The organism is Bythopirellula goksoeyrii (genome assembly GCF_008065115.1).
Taxonomy (GTDB): Bacteria; Planctomycetota; Planctomycetia; order Pirellulales; family Lacipirellulaceae; genus Bythopirellula; species Bythopirellula goksoeyrii.
Map to the genome: position 1 here is coordinate 1982374 of NZ_CP042913.1, position 24803 is coordinate 2007176.

Annotated in this window: 19 protein-coding genes; 18 read left to right on the top strand and 1 reads right to left on the bottom strand. The window is 54.2% G+C overall.

Going from position 1 to position 24803, the window contains the following annotated elements; genetic code table 11:
- Positions 1-26 precede the first annotated feature (26 nt).
- From smc to moaC, 4 genes are all read left to right on the top strand, one after another.
- Positions 27-3629, top strand: a complete 3603-nt coding sequence (smc, locus tag Pr1d_RS07910) for a chromosome segregation protein SMC (protein ID WP_148073034.1) — start codon at positions 27-29, stop codon at positions 3627-3629.
- Positions 3630-4395: 766 nt separating this feature from the next.
- The gene (locus Pr1d_RS07915) at positions 4396-4968 is read left to right on the top strand and encodes a helix-turn-helix domain-containing protein (protein ID WP_148073035.1); all 573 of its coding nucleotides are present in this window, start codon (positions 4396-4398) and stop codon (positions 4966-4968) included.
- A gap of 261 nt (positions 4969-5229) precedes the next feature.
- On the top strand, positions 5230-5583 hold the full coding sequence (locus Pr1d_RS07920) for a putative signal transducing protein (protein ID WP_148073036.1): 354 nt from the start codon (positions 5230-5232) through the stop codon (positions 5581-5583).
- Positions 5584-5592: 9 nt separating this feature from the next.
- Complete coding sequence (gene moaC / locus Pr1d_RS07925) at positions 5593-6066, top strand: cyclic pyranopterin monophosphate synthase MoaC (RefSeq protein ID WP_148073037.1); 474 nt, start codon at positions 5593-5595, stop codon at positions 6064-6066.
- A gap of 44 nt (positions 6067-6110) precedes the next feature.
- On the opposite strand, the gene miaA is transcribed toward moaC, so the two are convergent.
- Positions 6111-7040, bottom strand: coding sequence for a tRNA (adenosine(37)-N6)-dimethylallyltransferase MiaA (gene miaA / locus Pr1d_RS07930; protein WP_148073038.1), 930 nt, complete (start codon positions 7038-7040; stop codon positions 6111-6113).
- Positions 7041-7182: 142 nt separating this feature from the next.
- Here miaA and hisE point away from each other — a divergent pair, with 142 nt between their 5' ends.
- The 14 genes from hisE (at position 7183) to Pr1d_RS08000 (ending at position 24779) form a co-directional block, all read left to right on the top strand.
- Positions 7183-7518 (top strand): phosphoribosyl-ATP diphosphatase, encoded by a 336-nt coding sequence (hisE, locus tag Pr1d_RS07935; protein ID WP_148073039.1) that lies wholly within the window; start codon positions 7183-7185, stop codon positions 7516-7518.
- Positions 7519-7624: 106 nt separating this feature from the next.
- The gene (gene hisG / locus Pr1d_RS07940) at positions 7625-8479 is read left to right on the top strand and encodes an ATP phosphoribosyltransferase (protein ID WP_148073040.1); all 855 of its coding nucleotides are present in this window, start codon (positions 7625-7627) and stop codon (positions 8477-8479) included.
- A gap of 136 nt (positions 8480-8615) precedes the next feature.
- Positions 8616-10697, top strand: a complete 2082-nt coding sequence (locus tag Pr1d_RS07945; protein WP_148073041.1) for an SHD1 domain-containing protein — start codon at positions 8616-8618, stop codon at positions 10695-10697.
- Positions 10698-10975: 278 nt separating this feature from the next.
- On the top strand, positions 10976-11635 hold the full coding sequence (locus Pr1d_RS07950) for a hypothetical protein (RefSeq protein ID WP_148073042.1): 660 nt from the start codon (positions 10976-10978) through the stop codon (positions 11633-11635).
- Positions 11636-11699: 64 nt separating this feature from the next.
- Positions 11700-13334 (top strand): flotillin family protein, encoded by a 1635-nt coding sequence (locus tag Pr1d_RS07955; RefSeq protein ID WP_148073043.1) that lies wholly within the window; start codon positions 11700-11702, stop codon positions 13332-13334.
- Between the two features lies 1 nt (position 13335).
- Positions 13336-13662, top strand: a complete 327-nt coding sequence (locus tag Pr1d_RS07960; RefSeq protein ID WP_148073044.1) for a hypothetical protein — start codon at positions 13336-13338, stop codon at positions 13660-13662.
- A 582-nt stretch (positions 13663-14244) separates the two neighbouring features.
- Positions 14245-15297 carry a DUF4331 family protein gene (locus Pr1d_RS07965; RefSeq protein ID WP_148073045.1) on the top strand — a complete coding sequence of 351 codons (1053 nt, stop codon included), beginning with the start codon at positions 14245-14247 and terminating at the stop codon, positions 15295-15297.
- Positions 15298-15479: 182 nt separating this feature from the next.
- Entirely contained in the window at positions 15480-16685 is a 1206-nt protein-coding gene (locus Pr1d_RS07970; RefSeq protein WP_148073046.1) for a tetratricopeptide repeat protein, read from the top strand.
- On the top strand, positions 16682-17812 hold the full coding sequence (locus Pr1d_RS07975; protein ID WP_210417920.1) for a HupE/UreJ family protein: 1131 nt from the start codon (positions 16682-16684) through the stop codon (positions 17810-17812). The genes Pr1d_RS07970 and Pr1d_RS07975 overlap by 4 nt, the downstream gene beginning before the upstream one ends.
- 608 nt (positions 17813-18420) lie before the next feature.
- Complete coding sequence (locus tag Pr1d_RS07980; protein WP_148073047.1) at positions 18421-19029, top strand: DUF937 domain-containing protein; 609 nt, start codon at positions 18421-18423, stop codon at positions 19027-19029.
- A gap of 189 nt (positions 19030-19218) precedes the next feature.
- On the top strand, positions 19219-20994 hold the full coding sequence (locus Pr1d_RS07985) for a fatty acid CoA ligase family protein (protein ID WP_148073048.1): 1776 nt from the start codon (positions 19219-19221) through the stop codon (positions 20992-20994).
- 66 nt (positions 20995-21060) lie between these two features.
- Positions 21061-22068: an NAD-dependent epimerase/dehydratase family protein gene (locus Pr1d_RS07990; RefSeq protein WP_148076300.1), complete on the top strand. Its 1008-nt coding sequence runs from the start codon at positions 21061-21063 to the stop codon at positions 22066-22068.
- Positions 22069-22156: 88 nt separating this feature from the next.
- Positions 22157-23923, top strand: coding sequence for an aspartate--tRNA ligase (aspS, locus tag Pr1d_RS07995; protein WP_148073049.1), 1767 nt, complete (start codon positions 22157-22159; stop codon positions 23921-23923).
- Positions 23924-24035: 112 nt separating this feature from the next.
- Complete coding sequence (locus Pr1d_RS08000) at positions 24036-24779, top strand: TlpA family protein disulfide reductase (protein ID WP_148073050.1); 744 nt, start codon at positions 24036-24038, stop codon at positions 24777-24779.
- The last annotated feature ends 24 nt before the right edge of the window (positions 24780-24803 follow it).

The following is a 24803-nucleotide window of genomic DNA, read 5'->3' on the forward strand; positions in this document are numbered from 1 at the left end:
TCCCCAGTCATTCCTTTTACATCACCATGCTTAAAGCCTTAGAACTCAACGGCTTCAAGAGCTTTGCCGACCGTACGCGGCTGGAATTTCCCAGCGGCATCACGGCGGTGGTGGGGCCCAATGGTTCGGGGAAATCAAACGTTGTCGACGCAATCAAGTGGGTGCTAGGGAGTCAGAGTGCCAAAGCGTTGCGTGGCTCGGAGATGACGGATGTCATTTTTAGTGGCTCGCGGAGTCGTAAGCAGGCGAATGCCGCTGAAGTAACGCTTACCTTTGATAACTCAGCTCGCATTCTGGATGTCGACGAAGAAGAAGTGCATGTCACACGACGCGTTCTGCGTAGTGGCGAAGCGGAATACCTCTTGAATCGTGAAGTCTGCCGCCTGCGCGATATCCGCGAAATCTTCGCGGGTATCGGTGTTACGACGGGTGCCTACAGTATCATCGAGCAAGGCAAGGTTGATGCCCTCTTGCAGTCTTCTGCGAAAGAGCGGCGATTGATTTTCGAAGAAGCAGCCGGGGTAAGCCGCTTCAAGCTCAAGCGGCAAGAAGCGACCCGTCGACTGGAGCGAATCGAACAAAACCTGCTGCGACTTTCTGACATCGTCGAAGAACTCGAATCACGCTTGCGGAGCGTAAGAAGCCAAGCGGGGAGGGCACGCAAATACAAAGAGTTCTCTGACCGCCTTCGTGAGTTGCGAACTCAAGTTGGTTTGGCCGACTGGCGAAAACTGTCAGAAAACCTTGAAATTGCTCAGCGAGAAGCGGAGTCCCTGCGTGCCGAAGTGGATGAAGTCCGAAAGGCAGTTGCAATTCACGACGAAGAATTACAGTCTGTGGAAAAAGCGACCGACAACCTGCAGGCTCAATCCCACGAGGCCACTTCCCAGGCAACTTCGGTAAGAGAACGAATTGCCCAGAATGAATCCTTGCGTCGTAGCCAACTCGCCCGAGGGGATGAACTTGTTGAGGAGACTCAGCGGCTTGAGAAACAGTTGCTCTCGATGAGCACCCGTGCCGGCAGTGCTCAGCAATTGGTCGCTGAAACAAGTGCCCAGCTGCAGCAGTCCGAAACACGATACAGTGAACTCGAAGGCCAGGCAAAAGAACGGCAGGCGGAACTGAATCTTGCCCAGGAGGCATTGGCTCAATGTCGTAGTGACCTAGCTGCTTGTCGAAGCAAGACAACGGAGGCCTTTCGTGAAGCCACCCAGCTTGAACACCGCATTCATGTCTTAGAATCTCAGCATACCGAGGCGGTTGCAACGGGAGATCGAAATCGCGTTGAAGCCGACGAAGCCAGAGAAGCAAAGGCAGAGTCGAGTGGCCATTTTGCCATCGCCAACGATCTGCTGCGCCAACAGGAGGGAATTGCTCAACAAACCCAGCAAGAACTTCTTGCTACCCAGGAGAAACTTCGTGAACACCGTAGCCAGTTGGCTAAATCACAGGCAGCCCTTGCAGATCTCAAGGGTCGGCTTAGCGGTGCCAAAGAACGCTCCCTCGTGCTTGAGGAGTTGGAGCGGCAACTGGACGGTTTGAGTGCCGGAACCAAAGAAGTGTTGCGCTTGGCCAAGGCAGAGCCAGACGGACCCTTTGGCAAGGTGCGAGGTGTAGTTGCCGATCTATTGCATGTTGATGCCGATACGGCGTCGATCGTCGAAATTGCCTTAGGAGAACGTGCGAACTGCTTGGTGATCGAGCAAGTCGATTCCCGCATGGTGGAAATGGCTGAGGCGGATTGGCTCGGTCGCACGAGTTTCTTGCGACTCGATGTGCCGTCGCCCGCTAGCGCCGTTGATCGAATTGATCTCTCTGATGAGCCCGGAATAATTGGCCGTGCTGACCAATTCGTCGAAATCGCTCCGGACCTGGCTCCACTTACTCGAAGGCTGCTAGCTCGGCACTGGTTCGTAGACTCACTCAAGACGGCTTTTAGCTTGTCCAAAGGAATCGGGCGAGGGCTAAACTTCGTCACTGCTGTGGGGGAAGTGCTCTCCGCAGATGGCACGCTAACGGTTGGACCTCGTCAAGCCTCGATGGGACTCTTGTCCCGCCGTAGTGAGCTACGCGCCCTTGTGGACGAAATCCGGGACATGCAGCACAAAATTCTCTCCCAGCAGGAACACTGTTCGGATTTGGAATCCGCCGTCCAGTCCGATGAACAGAACCTTGCGAAATTGAGTGCCCAGCAAGAGAAGGCAACTCGTGCGGTCAACGAGTCCATGATGAAGGTCGCATCGGCGCGTGACCGTCTTGACAGGGCGAATGAGACGCTTGCCGAAGCAGAAGCTCAGCTCAAAGCTGCCGATGAGAAGGCGACCGCAGCAGCCAATGAAATGGCCGATGTGAAGAGCCAACTCGCCAATCGGCATGTGAGTCAAGAACAACTCCAGCACCAACTTAATTTATACACGGAGCAAGCCACTCGACTGGAACAGCAGGTCACGGGTCTCCAACCGAGCCTCACGGACATCCGCGTTGCCTTGGCCCGTAGCGAACAACGCCGCGATGGTCTCCGCCATCAGATGGAACAGCTTCGCCGGGACCACGAGGAGCATGACCAAGCCTTGGCGGAAACTAGGCAACGAGCGGTCGTCTGCCGCACGCAACAAGAATCGCTCAGGCAGTCGGTCCTCGACCTTACCAGCGAGTTGGCAGAGCTCTATGGTAAGAAAGACCGCCTTACCAATGAACTCCTCGAATGGAACAGCCGCCTCGAGCAACTTCGCAAGGAGCGGTCTACCTCAAGCCGCAATGCCGAATCGCTTCGCTCACAACTATTGGAAAAGCAATCTCGTCTTCAGCAATTCGATCACCGGCACCAGCAAGGAGATGGCCAGCGAAAAGAAATTGCAGAACGACTGGCTGAGGACTACGGCCTCGATATTGCCATGCTGGCAGTCACCGAGCCCCCCGTGGAAATCTCGGATCGTGCTGCAGTCGAAGCGGAGATTCGCACCTTGCGTGAACAGCTCTCGGGCGTTGGTCCAGTCAATCTTGAGGCACTCAGCGAGCTAGAGGCCATTGAGGAACGCCACGCCTCTTTGGCGAAACAATACCAGGACCTTCGTTTGGCCAAAACTCGGCTGGAGCAGTTGGTTCTCAACATCAATGCGGAAAGCCGCGACATTTTTGTGCAGACCTTGGAACTGGTGCGGGGACACTTCCAAGAACTCTATCGAAGTCTGTTTGGTGGAGGCGAAGCGGACATTATCATCGAAGAGAGTGAGACTGAAGACGTACTCGAATGCGGCATCGAGATCGTCGCTCGTCCCCCTGGAAAACAACCACGTAGCATGTCGCTCTTATCAGGTGGTGAACGGACCATGACCTGCGTGGCTCTCCTGCTAGCAATTTTCCGCAGTCGCCCAACTCCCTTCTGTGTGCTCGATGAAGTGGATGCAGCACTTGATGAAGCAAACATCGACCGCTTCGTGGATGTATTGCGTGAATTCATGTCGTCCACCCAATTCATCGTCATTACCCACAGCAAACGCACCATGTCCTGCTCCGACACCCTCTACGGCATTACCATGCAGGAATCAGGCATCTCGAAACACGTTTCCGTGAGATTCGAGGATGTCAGTGCTGATGGGCAGATTCGCCAATCGGGGCAAGCGGCTTGATCGGGCAGCTATCTGCCTGTAGGCCGGAACGAGCGGTAGCGCTGTTCCGGCATTGCCAATGAATCGACGCGACATCGCGTATTCCTACTTCATGCCGGAACTGCGCACGGCTTGTTCCGGCCTACTGAATGTCGCCGCAGGGCCAGTACCCATCCCGTGGGGTGGCCTTTTCAGGCACGATCAAGAGAATCCTCATCTTGAATCCAGCCGTCATAAACGGCCTTCTCTGTGCGAATAGGGAAACTCTCTAAAGTCAGACCCCCTTTTGAATCGAAACTAACCTTCGGAAGGATTGTTTTGGTTGCCTGCCGACTGGGAGTCAACCAAAGCGATCCACGCAGGGGGGAGCCTGCCAAGTATTGGGATAAACGTTGCCACGCCTGTGGTAGCGCCCACCCACCACGCTAGCGGTACGCTCTCTCTCGCGACACCATATTGACCGATCCTTCGGGAATCGGGCATAGGAATCGGTGTTTTTGTAGGAATTGGAAGGATTGTTCACTACGGTCTCCAATTTAACGAATTTCACCAATCTTCCTATGCTTGCATTGCCGATGGAAGAATACATGACGGAGAGGATCAGAAGGACCTGAGCCAACCCACCATGAAAATTTTGTATTCCGACCCAAGTGTGCGAAATCAGAATACCGTACTGGCACCCCAGGGAAGCCCACGCCAGTCTGATGCACAAAGAGGAATACACGGCTAGAGGGTAAGTGCCCCTAGTGCGACCAGCGAAACGCAAGACATTATTGGAGTACCCGTGATGAAGGTCTTTACAACTGGTCAGGTCGCCAAGATCTGCAAAGTGGCCCCGCGCACGGTCAGCAAATGGTTTGACTCAGGGCGTTTGAAGGGCTATCGAATTCCCGGTTCCCAGGACCGGCGGATTCCTCGCGAATATCTAATCCGTTTCCTCAAAGAGCATGGTATGCCTTTGGGCGATTTGGAAGATGAAGCGATGGCCAAAGTCCTGATCGTTGCCCAGGACCAGGTGCTGATCGAAAACCTGAAACGTGAACTACCTGCCGAAAAGGCATTCCGCACCTCTACCGCCGCGAGCGGTTTCGAGGCCGGCATCCAAGCCGAGAGCTTCCACCCTGATTGCATCATCGTCGATTTTTCAATCGGTCAAGTCGAAGCCCTGCAAATCTGCCAGAACCTGCGTCGTAGCAGTGACTTTGCAGAAACCATTTTGATCGCCCTGCTGCCAGACGATGGCACCACGGCAAGCTTCGATCGCTCCAGCATCAACGAGACGTTCAAGAAGCCTTTCGACGCCGCCCTGTTGGCCGAAAGACTGCGGACCCTGATCGGTGCGAAGAAAGAGTTGGTCTAAGATACCACAACCTGCCGGGAATAAAGTTTCGCTGGTGGTTTACTATAGAATTAGGGGCTGTTGAATGATTCAACTGCCGGGTGGCTGGGTTCTCCCGAACTGTCACCCCTACCCCGCTCAAGAAACCTCGCTGTCAGAAATGGCAGCGAGGTTTTTTCATGCGCCAAGCCCGAGGACCACGTCCTCGGGGAATTCGCCCGGAGGCAGGTGTGCCTCCGGCTAGTAGGGGACAGCTTGTCAACTATCGGGTAGAATGAGGGCATGAGTAGTTCTGCCAACATTCCGATGAAACTCATCGAAGTACGAACAGACACCGAAGCTGCAATTATCGTTGCGGCACTTGAACGCGAAGGCATTGAAGCGCATATCTCAGGAGAATATACGTCTGGTTTTCGCGCTGAAGCACCAGGTTGGCCAACTATTGTGGTTCGAAATACAGACTTCGAACATTCCCAAGAACTGTTGACAAAAATAAAATTGCCAAGTGATTCTACCAGTAATGTTTCCGCTGAAAATGAGGACTCTCACTTAAATGGGCTTTGGACTGGCCTTGAAATTATCGCTTTCATTGGAACCCTTGGCGGGATTATTTACGCACTCATTAGTTCAATTTGAATAGCTAATATGCCTGATCTTACCCATTTCGACGAACAAGGCGCCAGCCGCATGGTCGACATCGGCGAAAAGCCGGTCACACATCGCATGGCCAGGGCGAGTGGCATTGTGCGGATGCAGGCTGCCACGCGGCGATTGATTCTGGATCGCCAACTTGCCAAGGGGGACGTGCTGGAAGTTGCCCGATTGGCGGGGATCATGGCGGCGAAGAGGACAGGCGATTTGATTCCCTTGTGCCACCCACTGCCACTTGATGCGGTGAGCATCGCTTTCTCTGAGGTCGGCGAGGATGCTCTGCGGATTGAGGCTACGGTGGAAGTAACCGCCAAGACGGGGGTCGAGATGGAAGCCCTCATGGCCGTTTCCGTCGCGGCGCTGACCGTCTACGACATGTGCAAGAGTGTGGACCGAGCGATGCGGGTCGAGTGTGTCCAGCTTGAAGAAAAAAGCGGCGGTCGGAGCGGGCACTTTGTGCGTGAATGACACTGCGACTCGTTGAATCGCGGCTATAGCCGTGCGGCAATGCATCACACGGCGGCGATCTGTTCGGAGACTTCTTCTGCATCTGCGTCTCCTTCGATGTTCACAAATCGACACTCGCACAGACTGCGAAACCAGGTTCCTTGACGTTTGGCAAAGCGGCGCGTGCGGGCCTTGATCTTTGCAACCATCGAATCATAGTCGTCATCGGCAAGATAATCGATCACCTCGCGATACCCGACTGCTTGACTCGCGGTGCGACCGAGGGTTTTTCCCTCGGAAGTCAGTCGCTTCACTTCATCGATTAAGCCGCGTTCGAGCATCTGCTCTACTCTCTCATTTATCCGTTCATGTTGTTCTTCGCGAGAGCGGCGCAGTACAAACACCCGGCACTCGTCTGCTGGAGTACCTTCGTCAAAGTGTGACTGCTGATGGCTGATAGGTTCGCCAGTGGCGCGGAATACCTCCAATGCACGAATCAATCGCCGCGTATCGTGTGGATGAATCTGCGAAGCGGCCAGCGGATCGAGTTGCTCCAGTCGCTGGTGCAACACCTCGTTACCAACTTCTTCGACTTCCGCGGCAATTTGCTCGCGCACTTTCCAGTCGGCAGGGGGCCCCGACGACAACCCCCGCAGGAGCGCTTTTAGATAGAGCGGCGTCCCGCCGACAAAGAGTACTTCATGGCCCCGAGATCTGATCTCGGCAACGGCTTCCTGTGCCAATTCCAGATAGCGCTCGATACTGAATTCCTCGCTCGGATCGACAACATCGATTAGGTGATGCAATACTTGGGCCTGTTCCTCAGGGGTAGGCTTGGCCGTGCCGATGTCCATTCCACGATAGACGGCCATCGAGTCGAGCGAGATGATTTCGGCCCCGATTCTACGGGCTAGCGAAAGTGCGACCTGGGTTTTTCCCACGGCGGTAGCACCACTGAGAAACCAACAATCGACGATCGGTTGTGCTTCGTTCACGAGATTTGAGTTAGTAATGGGTCGATGCAGGGTGCTTACGCACCCTGCCCGCCTTGGTTAAGATGGAGGCTTCATTTTGCACGAAAAACTCTATTGTGATGCGTGATGACCTTAAGGGGAACCCGCACACTCCGTTAATGCCATGTCTCACGAAACACGTCCACTCAACCGTCTGGAACAAACGATTCTAGCGCGCAAAGATGCTCCCAGCGAGAAATCCTACACTACCCAACTGCTTGAAGGGGGCATTGAGAAAATCGGTGGCAAAATCATCGAGGAAGCCGCCGAGGTGGTCGAAGCGGCAGGAGAGCCTGGAGAAGAAGGCTGCCAGCACACTATTCGGGAGGCAGGAGACCTGCTTTATCACCTGCTCGTCTTGATGGCCTGCCGTGGGGTGAGCCTTGCAGAGGTCGAAGCCGAACTTGCTCGGCGAGAGGGTGTCTCCGGATTAGAAGAAAAGGCTTCGCGAAAATCATAAGGTAAGAAATGTCTCTCGCAGAGACACAGAGCACACAGAGACTTAGGCATTCCACAATCTCTGCGGCCTCTGCGTCTCTGCGAGAACAAATTATTGAAGAGCTGATATGACTGAAAACTTGCGCATTGGTGTTCCCAGCAAAGGCCGGTTGGCCGATATTTCTACGGCATTATTGCTCGAAGCGGGACTACGTTTTCGCCGCCAAGATCGGAGCCTCTTTGCTCGCGTGAAGGAGATGCCGATCGACATCACTTTTCTTCGCACTGACGACATCCCTGTGTTATGCGCCGAAGGAGCGATTGATCTTGGCATCACCGGGGCCGACTTGGTAGCAGAGAGTGGCGTCGAGCTGGTCGAGCGACTCAATCTGGGCGTTGGCAATTGTCGACTGGCAGTTTGTGTCCCGACTGATGGAGGGATCGATTCTCCCAAGAAGCTCGCAGGCAAACGAATCGCTTCCAGTTTTCCCAACGTGACTCAATCGTATTTGGCAAAGCATGGTGTGAGCGCACACACGGTAAAGCTCACCGGCTCGGTCGAGGTGATGATCGCGTTAGGTATAGCGGACGCAATTGTCGACTTGGTTGAGACAGGCAGTACCTTGGCTGCCAATCGTCTGCGAATCTTGGATGAGATCGGCACCTATGAGACGGTATTGATTCAGAATCCTAACACGAATCACGAGGCCTTGTGCGACCGGGTTGTGCGTCGACTTGAAGGAGTAGTCATTGCGAGAGCTTATTCGCTTTTGGAATACAATGTCCCCGCTGCACAACTCACCGATGCCGAACGCATTACGCCCGGCTACAATTCGCCTACTGTCAATCAGCTTGAAGACAAAAGCTGGTACAGTGTGCGAGCGATGGTCAAGCGAGGCGAAGTAATCGGCATCATGGAGCAGCTAGAAACGCTTGGCGCGACCGCGATTTTGGAAACTTCGATCGCCAATTGCCGCCTCTAAGATTTAGACGCTTGCAGCTTAGCGCTGGAAACCGCTAAGCCGCAAATGGCTAATTTCTGCTTGAATATCCAGTGATTCTCATGGATACTGGGGTTTCACACTTGCTTTTCAACCAGCTGACCATGGTGAGAACCCTATGGCCAATTCTCCTCGACATCGTTTCTGGCACTCAGGCATATTGGTTCATGGCAGCTATGTTTTTGCTTGTCTAAGTGCTTTCATATTTGCAACCAGTTCGACGGCTGCCGAATATGAATCCCGTATCTGGTCGGACAAGAGTGGCAAACACGAAATCAAGGCGAAGTTTATCGATTTGGTTGACGGTCAAGTCCGACTGGAGCGCCCCAACGGCGATGTCAGCCGTATCCCGCTGGAGAAGCTCAGCGTAGCTGATCAAGACTATGTGAAGAACGGTGCCAAATCTGCTCAACCACATGAGCCCGCAGCGCCTGCTCCCCAGGGTTTGCAGGTTGGGGATCGCGTCGAGGCCCAGCACTTTGGCAAATGGAAACTGGGGGTCGTTACGGAGATTGACTACAAGTGGGATGACGTTGAAGTACGCATCGATGGCGACGACGATATGGATTGGACCAAGGACCTCGACGAGCTGCGCTACCCCGGTACGACTCAGCAGCCGTTCCTGGTCAAACCAGCCTCCCCCGCCAGCTCTCTCAAGACTGTCCGCCCGGATTACGATGATATGGCGAGGCTGATTGCCGATGGCACTCCCGCCGACAAAATCCAAGCCGACCCGCACTCTGATGCCGGCTCTGCTTGGAAACCCCGCGCTGTGCGACTTAGCGGCAAGAGTGACTTTTTCGAAAAGCCAGCCGATTTTGTCGTTACTGCATCTGCCGAACCATTGGCGCTTATTCTGCATGGAAATCATCATGGAGAGGCGTTGCCTCGAGTTGAAATTGTCGACCTCAGTTCCCGCAAAGTGGTTGCCTCTGGGCCGGCTCCTCCTGGCACGAGCAAACTGGTACTTTCTCCCTCAGGAACTACGATTGCGACCGCTCAGTCGGATCTTCATGGCGATGACTCTTCGGGACAAGTTGACATCTGGAAGTTGGCTGACAAAAAGATCAGCCACTTGGTGAGTTTTGTGCCTTACGTGATGAATACCTGGCCGAATCTCGATCCCGAATGGTTCGCGTGGCTCGACGACAAGCGCTTGTTTACCGTGAACTCAGAGGGCCAACTGTTGTTGTGGAATGCCTCCGACGCGAAGGCGAATTACGAACTGATGCTCGATCGAGGTGTTAAGCCGTTGCTGACTGCCGGAAGAAGACATTTGGTGGTCCCTACCTCCGCAGGAGTACAGTTTTATGATGCCGATTCGGGCGACTTGCTTGCAGTCGTCGGCTCAGGGAATTTTCGAAATGCGACTCTGGCGTTTTCTCCCTCAGGACGCCAGTTGGCGATCGCGTCTAATGAGTTTATCGACGTGTTCGACATAACAACCGGTGAAACGACACGTTCGTTTCCCTGCCGCGGTCTCGGCTTTCGAGATGAATTGACATGGGTCGATGAAGACTACCTCTTTTCAGCAGGCGGACTGCTGATCAATGTCCCCTTGCGTATCATCGCTTGGAAATTCGACATCCGAAATCAGCTGGTAAAATCTTTTGCTGGCACACATTGGATGCTATTGGACAACCATGCCAAGAAGACACAGGCTCTGGTACCTTTCGAACTGCCTCCACCAGAAGCTCTCGAAGCTGTGAAGGATCTCAGTGATGAAGACCTGTTGGTCGTCAAACCCGGCGACTCCATCAGCATCGATGTACAGATTCCAGAAGACAACTTATTGGCGCAAGATGTTCAACAATCACTCGAAGAGGCACTGGCAGACGCGAACATGAAGTTGGTTGACGATTCGCCACTTAAACTCGTGGCAAGGACTAAGACAGGTGAGACGCAAAAAATCCGCTATCGTGGGTTTCACGATCATTTCGGCAAGGGAGAACTTATCGATGTGGTCAATCGCATCTACGAAATGGAACTACTGCTCAACGGTGCGGTCATCTGGAAACGTGAATCTGTGCATTCGGCGCCTTATCACTTGCAATTGCAAGAAGGGGAAAGCACCCGCACGGCAATCGACCGTGTGATGAAGCCGAGCGGAGCGAATTTCAAGGGGCGACTTCCTTCGTTCGTTGTACGGCCTGAGTATATGGAGCCCCTGGGAAAGAGCAACTTGTCGCTAGGGTTTTGAGACTGTCAGATAGAATTCGCCTCGGTTTTTCGGCAAGATCATGCAATCCCGGGCGAATACCCTGCTGCAGACGCCCAAAATAGGCATCTCGATTTTGCCGGAATAATCGGCACGTCCCTCTCTGAGACGAGAACTTGAGGTACAATTTCGGGATGATTGGCTGATGTGAGAAGCTGTCTGCTGCCCGCCAGAAGAAATTGCTGGCCGGGACTGACGACTAAATGCTCACAGCTTGACGACGGAATATCCATCATCACATTAACCGCCGGAGGAACAATATGCTTGACATACTATTTCTGATTGCAGCAATCATTGGCGGCACCGTAATGATTTGCCAGTTCCTGCTCACGCTGATGGGAATGGGCGATGACGGCGGAGACATCGGTGATGGAGATTTTTCCGGCGATGCAGATGTAGCTGGCGACTTTGATCTCGACGGCAATATGCCCACCGATCACGACACGCCCTTGGGGCACGCAGCCGACGCGGACTACCAACATCCGGACAGCACTTGGCTATTCGGCGTGTTGTCATTTCGTACCTTGATCGCCGCCGCGGCATTCTTTGGCATTTCCGGCAAGGCCGCGCTCAGTGCGGGGATTTCTGAACCCATGTCATTGATGATAGGGATCGTGGTTGGCTTGGCGGCCATGTATGGCATGTATTGGATAATGAAGGCGATGTCGAGACTCGCCTCCTCGGGGAATGAGCGCATAAGCTACACCCTCGGAAAACACGCCAAAGTATATGTGCCGATCCCAGCCGACGGCTCTGGCTTGGGAAAAGTACATGTCAATTTACAAAATCGCACGGTGGAGTTCCAAGCCGTCTCGGAGGAAAGTGAACCCCTCCGTACCGGCGAAACAGTGCAGATCGTAGCAGTAAAAAACAGTGACACGGTTGCGGTCCGACGATTGGCCGCACCGGTGGAAGCATAATGAGGCACGTCCGGAAGCGTTAGCGCCCGGAGCAAATAGCAAAATATCAAGGGGGAAACGAAAAATGACAAACTTGATCCTTCTGGCACAAATGGCATCCGAAACGATGATCTGGCTGGCAATACTCGCCGCAGCAGTCGCGGCAATCTTCTTCATGATGATCATCATGCTGAAGACAAACTACAAACGTTGCTCCAGCAATCAGGTGCTGGTCATCTTTGGTAAGACCAAGCAAGGGCAGGCCGCCAAGACCGTACATGGTGGGGCGTCATTCGTCTGGCCCTTGTTTCAGGACTACGAATATCTGAGTCTTGAACCGATTCAAATTGAGATCCCCTTGCGGGGTGCCCTCTCGATCGAGAACATCCGTGTTAACGTGCCTAGTGTGTTCACCGTTGCCATTGGCACAGCTCCCGAGGTGATGACCAACGCCGCGATTCGGCTCTTGGGACTCTCGACGGCAGATATCCGCAAGCAGGCAGAAGAGATTATCTTCGGTCAACTTCGGCAGGTGGTCGCCTCGATGGGCATCGAGGACATCAACCGAGATCGTGACGCCTTCTTGCAGCACATTCAAAACTCAGTCGAGCCAGAACTCAAGAAGATCGGTCTCGTGCTGATCAATGTGAACATCACCGACATCACCGATGAGAGCGGCTACATCGACGCGATTGGCCAGAAGGCTGCCTCGCAGGCGATTCAGCAGGCTCGTGGTGATGTGGCCGACGAAGAGAAGCAAGGTGAAATCCGCGTGGCTCAGGCCAATCGTGAACGGGCGATTGAAGTGGCCAATGCGACCCGTGACCAGCAGATCGGCACCCGCGATGCCGAGCGCGAACAGGCTGTGCGAATCGCCGACATGGCCAAACTGCAGTCTGTGGGTGAGCAAGAGGCGGCCTACGAACGCGATATTCAGATTAAGAATGCCGAGCGCGAGATGCGTATCTCGGTCGCCCAGGCTAACGCCACCGCTGTCGAAGGGGAAAACCTCTCCGAGGCGAAAGTTGCCCAGTCACAAGCGACCTTGCTCACAGAGAAAGCTGATGCCTATCAACGGGGCGAATCCCGCAAACGCGAAGCCGAAGCTGCGGTGCTCGAAGTACAAAACCGCGCAATGGCTAAAGCGGCCCTGGCCGAGGCTGAAAAAATTGAAGCAGAGCAACGAGCCAAGCTCGAAGCCCCCGCCAAGGCACAAAAAGCGAGAACTGTGGTCGAGGCCGAGGCGGAAGCCGAGAAGCGTCGCCTGGAAGCAGTCGGTGAAGCATCGGCAATCTACGCCAAGCTCGAAGCCGAGGCCCGTGGCCAATACGAAATCTTGGCCAAGAAGGGCGAAGGCCTCAAGCAAATAGTCGCAGCCTGTGGCGGCGCGAAAGAAGCCTTCCAACTCATGATGCTCGAACACCTCGACACCCTTGCCGAAAGTTCCGCCAAAGCGATCTCGAACATCAAGTTCGACAAGGTCGTCGTTTGGGAAAACGGCGGCAGCAACGGCCGCTCGAACACCGCTGACTTCCTTCACAAGATGGCGGGGACCCTTCCTCCGATGATGCAAGTAATGCGCGACATCGGTGGTATTGAGATCCCTGAGAGTTTGGCGAAACTTGCCGGCGAAGGCGACATTAAAGAATCCTCGGAAAATGGTCACGTGTCGACGGTTGAATCATCGGCTGACGTTCCCCCCAAACGCAAGGGAGTCTAACATGCCCGGTACGTGCGGCGCACCCGTTGGCGTTAAGCGTGCGTATGCCACCAAACTTGCCCCGCAATTGGCAAAGGACTACGGCAAGTGCCGACGCTATACCCCCAATGAGGTTTTCGAATCTGCAAATCGAGCTGGGCTCGATATCGATTATATTTGTTGGGGATATGTGCTTTTTTGGGATCAGATGACATTTGAAGCACTCCACGACAGGATGGGCGAGACTTGTGACTACGCAGAGATGCATACCGAAATTGGTAGCGTGATGGCTGATGCTGCTGAGTGTGTGCGTTCCGCCAAACACATTTTCTTGCTGAGCTGCCGATAGGTCGTCGAGTTGGTTGCCTGGGTTGTTCGATTGGTCGATATTCGATCCGAGTGATTGGAGTTGGCCTGACCTGGGCGACTGGCTTGATTTCGATATATCCGATTGATCCAATCAGCCGACAAGCGTCGTCTTTCGCACAGTAAATGTAGCACTCCTTCTCAAGTTGTCCTCCAGGTTCGATCAGCCATTTTGTCGTACTTGCCTCCAGGCGATTGCGCCAGAGATCGGTAGTAGAGTATCCCTGTATATCTGAGGTGTCCGGGAATTGCACTCGATATATACAAGGGCAAAGCGAACTGTCATCCCGAGGTACTCCGAGGGATCTAGCCAGATTTCTCGGAGTACCTCGAAATGACAGTAAACGAATTCTCGGACCCCCTCATTGATCTATCCGTTTCCGCGGACTTCTCGGATTTATTGCTTCTAGACCAAAAAATCCTAATCTGCTGATCGAGAGTCCTCGTATGTTCTCTCAGTACGCTCCTTTTCTGGACGTTAGAGCATCTTGAGAAGAGGCACTTTCGTTCAACAGAGCCGCTGCGCTAACTGGCCACCTGATTCTCAACTTAAGGAAATCAAGAAATGAACTCCCGACTGATCCTTCCGACATTCGCTTTGGCATCGTTGTTGCTAAGCGTGGAATCTGTCACACAAGCAGCGGATCACCTCGACGCCCCCAATGTGATGGGTCTGGCCGATCGTGACATCAATGATCTGTACGCGTTCCAGTCGCCAACGAATTCCAATAACACGGTCTTGATCATGACGGTAAATCCTATCGCCGGTAATCCTGCCACGGGTTCAAACGCACCCTTTGGCGCCACAGTGAACTACGGGTTCCAGATTGACAACACTGGCGATGCTATCGCCGACGTAAGCTACACAACGACATTCACGGCTTCGGTAGGTGGAGTTCAAACACTCACCACTCTGCGTAATGGCGTACCATTTGCCACCGGCACGACCGGAATGAATATCACCGCGACCGGTGCCGGCGGGGGAACCGTGCGAGCAGATGTGTTTGACGATCCGTTCTTCTTCGATCTGAATGGGTTTAACAATGGCCTTGCCTTCACGGGCGACGACTTTTTCGCCGGCTTGAATACGAACGCGATTGTGTTGGAGGTTCCCAGTAGCGATTTGGGCGGCAACATTGGTGTTTGGGCTACCACCGAGGTTGGTGGAAATCAAGTCGACCGCATTGGTCGACCCGCCATCAATACTGTGCTAATTCCCTCGGCAAGAAAATCAGAGTTCAATATGGCCGATCCTGCTGATGATCCGACTGCTTTCGGCTCCGATGTCCAGGCAGCCATCGAAAGCCTGAATGGTGGCGATAGCACTCACGCGGCGACTTTGACAGGAATTCTTCTGCCGGACGTTCTCACCATTGATACGTCAGACGCCAGCGGATTCTTGAACGGGCGTCAGCTTGCGGACGATGTGATCGACGCCGAATTGACGTTGTTGACGAACAGCTCTTCTCCGATCGGTGACGGCGTAGCTGCCAACGACGTTGCATTTCCAGGTGTGTTCCCGTATTTGGCTGCCGCTAACGTGCCCGAGCCGGGGACCTTTGCACTGGGAGCATTAAGCTTGGCAGCGCTTGGCTTCCGCCGACGCGGTCGTTCCTAACACCAGAGAGTAGGTTTTTGCTAAGTAAGCGATCCCGCAGCGCTTAGCGCTGCGGGATTGTTTGCATCGTAGCTACGCTCAGTTTTCTCGATCAAGTCTGTCCCAACGAATATCGCCTAGAATTCAGGCATGGTAGGGTTAAGATCGTCGCCGTCCCCTGGCCTTGTGGTAAATATCAACCAATGAAGCGACAATACATTTCTTTCGCCTTCCGCTTGCTGAGTTGTTTCGTCATTGCAGGGAGCATTGGCGAATCTCCCGCTTCCGCCGCCGATGCCTATCTCCCCGCTAGCGACGACGAAGTGTTGGAGACACTTCCCAGCACATTGCTCTCCAGCCGCAGTGAGTTGTCATCGCTGCGGAGAAAACTAGCCGACAACCCTCGCGATGTTAACACAGCAGCTTCCGTAGCCTCTCTCTACATGCAGATGGGGAGCCAAGAGGGAGACCCTCGATACTTCGGCTATGCCCAGGCGGCCCTTGAGCCTTGGTGGGAAGTGAACAATCCACCCGCTGCAATTCTCAGACTGCGGGCAAAGCTCAAGGAAAAGGACCACCAATACGATCGGGCCCTCGACGATCTCAAAACCTTTCTGGAACATGAGCCCCAGGACATTCAGGCCTGGATTGAAGTTTCGAACATCTATCGTGTCCAAGGGAAGTACGACAAGTCCCAACAAGCGTGTGATCGGCTTGGTGAGTTTGCCGGTGACGTGGTCGCGAATGTCGGCCTTGTTCCTCTGCTGATCTCAACCGGCCAAGCAGAGAAAGCTGACAAATTGTTGGCGGACATGTTGCCAATCATCAAACGAGAATCCCCCGAGACCCTCGAATGGGTTTTGACCGAGCAGGCGGAAGCAGCCCGGGCTCTCGGTCGCGATGAGCAGGCCGAACGACATTACAAAGAAGGCCTGGCCAACAACCCCGCCAACCTCTATCTCCTGCGGGCATGCGCTGATTTTCTGCTCGACCAGAATCGCACCGCAGAGGTGTTGCCGTTACTCGAAGAACACACAACCGACAACGGCGTCTTGCTCCTCGCGGCAATCGCTGCCCGCAGGACGGGCAAGAAAAAGGTCTCTCGCGACTTTCAAACACAACTCGAAAATAGATTTGAGGAAATCCGCCTGCGTGGCAGCGAGCCGCACGGCCGCTTTGAGTCTCGCTGTGCCCTTGAGTTGCAAGACGACGCCCAGAAAGCCCTCACGCTGGCCCTGGACAATTGGGAAAAGCAAAAGGAGATGAACGACACCCGCAATGTGCTCGCCGCTGCCATCGCGGCTAACGATCCCCAAGCCGCTCAACCGGTGGTGCGCTTCCTCAAGCAGAATGGCAACCAAGACGTGGACCTCCAAGAGCTCGTCGAGCAATTGGAGGAGATGGAGTGAAGTACCTATTCGCCAGCTTGTTCTTCGTTATCGAACTCATGTGCGCGACGGCATTTGCCCACAAGCCAAGTGACAGCTACCTTACCATCACGGGAGGTGAAGAATATCTCACCATCGAGTGGGACATCGCTCTGAAGGATCTGGAGTTTCTCATTGGACTCGACGAGAATCAAAATGGTGAGATTACCTGGGGCGAGGTTAAAGCTCGTCGAAAGGCGGTCACTGCCCACGCACTAAGTCGTCTGCAGATTTCTCACCGAGGCTATGATTGCCAACTCAAGCTGCTGGATGTACTCGCAACTCGTCACAGCGATGGCGGCTACGTGGTGCTGTCGCTCAGCACCGATTGCCCGGGCGACGCGGCTGAGCTCACGATCCACTACAACTTGCTTTTCGACGTCGATCCCACCCACCGCGGACTCGTGCATTACACCAACGGCGAGATCGACAGCACGTATGTACTCAGCCCCGAATCGCCGCTTCTGGAACTTAAGACGGGTGAAGTAAATCGGTGGAATTCCTTTGTAGCCTATGTCGAGGAGGGCATCTGGCATATTTGGATTGGCTATGACCATATCCTATTCCTGCTCACGCTGCTGATCCCTGCCGTACTCATTCGCCGTGACCACCAGTGGCAACCGGTCGAGAGTTTCCGCCCGGCATGGACGTCAGTCCTCAAGATCGTCACGATGTTCACCATCGCCCATTCGCTGACTCTCTGGTTGGCCGTGATGGAATACGTCACTCTTCCCGGCTGGATCGTAGAAGCGGCCATCGCTTTTTCGATCATTGTGACGGCACTCAACAATCTCTTCCCCGTTTTGCACCTCTCGGGTTGGGCCATTGCCTTCGGCTTCGGTCTGATCCACGGTTTTGGATTCGCCAATGTGCTGATCGACTTAGGCCTGAGTAGCGTGTCGCTAGGCATCGCACTTTTAGGTTTCAACGTCGGTGTAGAGTTGGGCCAACTCGCCATCGTAGCGGTATTCCTGCCCCTGGCCTACCTGATGCGCAGCACAACATTCTACCGCTGGGCGATCTTACGCTGCGGATCGATCCTGGTCGCCGTTATTGCAGCTATCTGGATGTATGAGCGCATATTCAACGCCACGATAGTCGGGTTGTGAATGGTACTGCGGAAATTATTCTGAACTTTCTGTCAGTCACATGCAGATCAGGAGAACTGCAAAGCCACCAAAAACGAATTCCCAGAGCTATTTCTCGCAAAGGCGCTAAATCGCAACGTTCAAAAAGCTGATTATTTATAACTTCGCGCCTTAGCGCCTTTGCGAGAGTTGCTTTCTGCCAATGACGCATCATGACTTTGTAGTTCTCCTTAGTTGCAGCTGAAATTCTAGGAAACACTGTCAATCTTATATTTCCGCCGCAGGCGCGACTTGAGGTTGAGAATTTCTCAGATCCTAGTGGAGATGACTTGTTGAGAATATTCATCATTTCTTCACTAATCGCGATTGGTTCTCGCCTTCCGTGAGCAGTATGCCATGTTTCGCGTGACAAAGTGACCTCGAAGTGCCCGCAGTTTAGCCAGCGGAACCTTAAAAATTGCTTGTATCTTCCGTAGTAGGTTGTAGATTGAGTGATGCACAGTTTCCGGTTGTCGACTTCGTTAGCTTGAAATTGACTTGCTGTTCGACACGTTGAATGGCAGTGCATCATCTGGTTCACGATCGGTCAGCAACCATGACACTTTTCCACTTGGATTAGGAGAACAGAAATGTCCAGTTTACTTGAAGCATTACTCGGTGGTGGATCTCCAACCGTCGAAAAGGTCAAAAGGGATACCGACTTGGATGCCAAGAAGGCCGAGCAAGCCTATGGTGCAGCTATTGGCACTTTGCTCCGAGGCCTAGAGGCCAAGAGTCAGACCAAGGAGGGAGCCGACACCATTTGGGATATGCTGCGCAAACAGGTTGAGCAAGGAAATGTTCCCCCCGAAGCACCGGCAGAAAACAAGCATGTTGAAGTTAAAGACATGGACCCCAATCAGGTGAATGATATCCTCTCGGTCATCTTCGGAAAGGATGCGCCGAAGGTCGAAGGAGGCTTTGGCAAGGTCATCACGCTCGACTCAGAGGCCACCAAGAAGATCCTCGGCAAAGTATTGCCTGCCGTACTCGGCGGAATCTTTGGTGCGGCGGAAAAAGAGCCTGAGGATAGCCGACAGGCTCTGCCGAAAATTCTCGGCGGCGCGCGTACGGAGATGGAGCAGAAGCAGCCCCAAACGCGTGGTATCTTCGACGCCATTCTGGATCGCGACGGCGACGGTGATGTCGACCTAAACGACCTCAGCGGCCTCGTCGGCGTCTTGGCAGGTAAGCAATAAGATTTCGTCCAACCTAGAGGGCACGAGATTTGATCGGTGGGCAGACTCTGCCTGTTGACTGATCTCGTGTACCCTCTGGACCTATCTAATTATTCGCAGCAGGCCACTCAACTCAGCAAACATATGTTAACGCCAAACCCGACTAACCTGCCCCTCCCCAGATTGTGTTAGTGCTGGCACAATAGGCGGATGACTTCTGCCGTTGAACATCACACCGTCGTCCAAATCAATGTCGCCGATCGACTTGCGCACTTTGCCCAGCGTATGCCGCTCTCCGTGGCCGTGGCTTGTCCTGGGCATGGTGATGCTGCGGGGCGAAATAGCTATGCCACTTGCACGTTTGCCGAACTCGATCGCGATGCCACTGCCTTGGCTCGCGGCTTGGTCGACCTGGGTGTGACGCCTGGAACGCGACTGGTGCTCCTGGTGAAGCCCGGGGTGGAGTTTGTGAAGCTAGTCTTTGCCCTCTTGCGTTCGGGGGCGACTACGATCTTGATCGATCCTGGCATGGGAAAAAAGCATCTGGTGAATTGCCTTGCCGCGGCTGAGCCCGCCGGATTTGTTGCGATCAGCCCTGCTCAAGCTGTGCGAACTCTACTCAAGAGCCGTTTCCCGCAAGCAAAGCTCAACGTGACTGTTGGCCGGCGATGGTTCTGGGGCGGCACAACCTACAAACAACTGCTCAGCGCAGGAACCAACTCGGGTACCCGCTTGCCGACTTCGCGGGCAACAGACCCCGCCGCGATCATCTTCACAAGCGGCAGCACGGGGCCCCCCAAGGGCGTACTCTACACCCACCAGATGTTCGACACCCAGGTTGCCGAGATCCGCCGCGAGTATGACCTTCAGCCCGGCGGAGCGGATCTGGCGTGCTTTGCCCTCTTTGGTCTGTTCAACTCCGCAATGGGAATCACCACGGTGTTCCCCAAGATGGATTTCTCCCGCCCCGCCTCGGCCGATCCTCGCAAGTTGCTCTCCGCGGCGAGTGATTGGCAAGTAACCCAAGCGTTTGGTTCGCCGGCAGTTTGGGACAAACTGAGCCGCTATTGCGAACATCACGGCGAACAGATTCCCACCCTGCGCAAGATTTTCTCTTGTGGCGCACCCGTGCCGGCCAAAGTGCTGCAGCGAACCCTAGCCTACGTCGATGCCTATGCCGAAATGCACACACCCTATGGAGCAACTGAGAGCCTCCCCGTGGCAACCATCGCCGCCAGCGAGGTACTTTCTGAGACTGCTGAGCAGACTGCGTGCGGGGCAGGGGTGTGCGTCGGGCGTAAGTTCGAATCGATTGATTGGCGTGTGATCCGGATCTCGGATGAGCCGATCACAAACATCGCCGACGTTGAGGAGTTGCCGATGGGTGAAATTGGTGAACTCATTGTGCGTGGTCCGCAGGTATCGCCGCAGTACGATGGAGAGTTGCGAGTTGCGAGTTGCGAGTTGCGAGAGAAAGAATCAACTCGCGTCTCGAAACTCGCATCTCACAACTCAATGACTAAAATTACCGACGGCATCTCAATCTGGCACCGCATGGGCGATGTAGGCTACTTGGACTCACAAGGTCGGTTCTGGTACTGCGGCCGTAAGAATCACCGCATCGAAACCAGCGAAGGAACTTTGTTTTCCGTGCCTTGTGAGGAGATATTCAATACACATCCGGATGTCGCTCGCACGGCCTTGGTTGGGATCGGTCCAGCGGGTGGAGCTACACCCCTGTTGGTCGTTGAGCCGAGTGGAACACTCTTACGGCGTTGTGGTAAGAACTGGTCTCGCAGCGACTATCACAGGCTCCAAGCGGAGTTATTGGAATTGGCTAAGGGGTACGAAATTACTAAGCACATCGCACAACCTATTTTTCATCCCGGGTTGCCTGTCGACGTGAGACACAACTCAAAAATCAACCGCGAGCAATTAGCAAAGTGGGCGACGAGAGAGTTGGGCGGACACAAGCTTCAGCATTAAATCAACCGGGGTCGAGACGACCCGGCTCGCAACTAACCACCAACCACTAAGCACTAACTCTTGACAATGCACACACTCGTTACCGGCGGCGGAGGATTTCTTGGGCGCGCTATCGTCGAGCAATTGCTTGCCCGCGGCGATCAAGTACGGAGCTTTAGTCGCGGCGTGCATGCAGAACTTACTGAGTTAGGCGTAGAGGTCGTGCGTGGCGACATCCGCGATGCAGAAGCCGTTGCCCAGGCGTGTGAGGGAATCGAATGTGTGTTCCACACCGCAGCAATCGCTGGCATTGGTGGCACTTGGAATCGGTTCTACTCAGCAAACACGTTGGGTACGGAGAATGTCATAGCTGCCTGCCGAAGGCATGGGGTTCAAAGCCTGGTCTACACAAGCAGTCCCAGCGTGACTTTCGCCGGTGGCGATCAATGTGGCGTGACCGAATGCGAGGCACCTATCGATTTGGCATGGCTTGAGAAAAACGAATGTCATTACTCCCGCAGCAAGGCGCTGGCAGAGCAGGGGGTACTAGCCGCTAACTGTGAGCAACTCGCCACCTGTGCATTGAGGCCGCACTTGATATGGGGACCGGGCGATCCGCATTTGGTGCCGCGACTAATCCATCGAGCAAAGAGTGGTCGGCTGCGTCGCGTAGGGGACGGCACGAATCTGGTCGATGTGATCCATGTCGAGAACGCCGCAAGGGCGCACCTGCAGGCAGCGGACTCCCTCGTCCGACCCGATTCACCCGTCGCAGGCAAGACTTATTTTTTGAGCCAGGGTGAGCCAGTCAACTGCTGGCAGTGGATCAACCAAATCTTGGCATTGGTGAACGTGCCCCCTGTGATCAAGTCGATTTCGCTCAAAAAGGCCTTGCGCATAGGTCAGGCGTGCGAATGGGGATATCGAATCGCCCGTTCCCAACAGGAGCCTCCCATGACCCGGTTTCTTGCCTGGCAGCTTGCCAGTTCGCACTGGTTCGACATTTCTGCCGCCCGACAAGATTTCGGCTATCAGCCCCTCGTTTCTACTGCAGAGGGAATGCAACAGCTGGCTGCGTGGTTGCAGCCGAGTTAGGGACCACCTAGCCGATTCCCCCACTGCCAATTACAATCAGCAGCTTGCATTTTTCGCGATTTTGTCATTGTCACTTGAAGAGGACGCCGTGCTTCGTACCCATACCTGTGGTCAACTTTCTGAAAAACTCGAGGGAGAAACCGTCACACTCTGCGGCTGGGTCGATAGCTACCGCGACCACGGTGGGGGGCTCTTTGTTGACCTCCGCGACCGCTACGGCATCACCCAAGTGGTCTTTAATCCTCCCGATTCCACTTCTGAGGTAATCGAGGCGAGCAAATCGCTACGGGCTGAGTATGTGATTCGCGTGACTGGCAAGGTCGCTCCCCGCCCGGAAGGAATGGCCAACAAGCGTTTGGCAACGGGCGCCATCGAATTGCGTGCCACGACGCTCGAACTGTTGAACAAGTGCCTTACGCCCCCCGTCTCGCCAAGTTCTGATGAAGCCCCCGGCGAAGATTTACGACTCAAATATCGCTACCTTGATCTGCGTCGTGCCGAGATGCAGAAAACGATGTTGCTTCGAGCCGCACTGATCAAGGACATGCGCGACTATTTCGCTGAGCATGATTTCGTCGACGTCGAGACACCAATCCTTGGACGCAGCACTCCCGAGGGGGCTCGCGATTATCTCGTTCCTAGTCGCGTACATCGTAACATGTTCTATGCCTTGCCGCAGTCACCGCAGTTGTACAAACAGATCCTGATGATCGCTGGCTACGATCGCTACATCCAAGTGGCCCGCTGCTTTCGCGATGAAGACCTCCGTGCTGACCGCCAACCGGAATTCACGCAACTGGATGCCGAGATGTCGTTCGTGGACTCCAACGATGTGATGGGAATCATCGATGGCTTGATCGCCGGACTTGCCAAGAAGCATTTGGGAATCGAAGTTGCAACTCCCCTGCCCCGCATGACTTACGACGAGGCGATGGAGCGCTATGGCCACGACGCACCCGACCTGCGGTTTGGCATGGAGATTGTCGACTGCACCGATCTAGCAGCCGAAGCAGAGTTCCGCGTCTTTCACAGTGTCGCGACCTCTGGAGGTCGCGTGCGGGCTATCAATGCCAAGAAGGGAACCGAGCAGTATTCTCGGCGTGGCATCGATGGTCTGACAGAATTCGTGGGTGAGTACGGGGCGAAAGGCTTGGCTTGGTTCAGAGTTGAAGAGGATGGCTCGCTTAATTCGACAATCGCCAAGAATTTCACGCCTGAACTGCTCAAGAGAATTGGCGAGCGACTCAATGCCGAGCCAGGGGACTTGTTGCTTTTCGTGGCTGATTCGTTCGCAGTGACGTGCAAAGCCCTGTATGCTCTGCGTTCTAAGATTGCCCGTGAGATGAAGCTTTACGAACCCGGGCAGATGAATTTTTCCTGGGTGGTCGAATTCCCCATGTTCGAGCGAGACGAAGAGGAAGCTCGCTGGCAAGCGATGCACCATCCCTTCACAGCCCCTCGCGATCAGGATTTGGAATTATTAGATACTGATCCGGGCAACTGTCGTGCAAAGGCCTATGATTTAGTGGTCAACGGCTACGAGGCAGGTGGCGGCACGATTCGTATTCACGACAACAAAATTCAGAGCAAGGTCTTTTCTTTGTTGGGTATCGACGAAGAGACCGCCAAGGATCGATTTGGATTCTTGCTTGATGCCCTGCAATATGGTGCCCCACCGCACGGTGGAATTGCCTTGGGCATCGACCGCTGCGTGATGCTGTTTGCCCAATTGGAAAATATTCGCGATTGCATAGCCTTTCCCAAAACACAAAAAGCTACCGATCTTATGACCGAGGCTCCCGGGGAAGTAGATGCCAAACAGCTCCGAGAACTAGCGATCAAATTGGTCGAATGATTCTCCATTGCGGTTATTGCTAGTTGACGATCCTCTGGCGACTCTCGACAATCAGGGGTCGTAGAATTAATCGACTTTTCTCCCGCGTTGTAGGGCTAAGGATTTGGAAGCTATGATGCAACCAATTGTGCAGAAGTGCTTGTTGAGCAAACTGACTTGTGTTGCTTGCGCGGTCGGAGCCCTTTCAATTGGTTGCTCACAATCAACTGTTCACGATTCTGTGACACAATTGGCGCCCAAACAGCAAGTGGTATCTGAAGTCGCAAATGAATCGACTCAAAGAATCGAAGTTGAGTCGGAATCACTGGTTGCTCAGTCCTCGGTTAAGCCACATGTGGTTCGTAAGGAAGTGGCTCAAGAGATCACTGCCAACATTCCTGAAGTAATTCTGAGCACCGCCCACTCGGCAATGTGCCGCGTGCGTGTCGGCGACGAGATGCCAGAAATAGAATTGCCCCAATTGGGTCATGACGAGGTGACTCTATCAGAACTTAGTGGAGATCAAGCAACTGTTGTGCTGTTTTGGAAGCCCGACCGCTGGATGAGCCACATGGCGCTATCCGATTTGGAACGAGAAGTTGTGTCCAGCGCTGAATCGGAGAAAGTGGCTGTGATAGGCATCGCAGTAGAAACCCCTGAGGACCAAGTCGCAGCGGAAGCAAAATCCTCGGGAGCGAGTTTCCCGCAGCTCTTGGATGTCGATGGTAAAGCTTTCGACCAATTGGGCATGGTAATGCTTCCCCGCATCTATGTGCTCGATCCCGCTGGCCGCATCGTCTGGTTCGACATCGAGTACAGCGAGAGTACTCGGCGCGAGTTACATGAGACGCTGGATGCGCTGAAAGGGACGAATTGAGCTGGTCGATCAAGAAGTGATTTT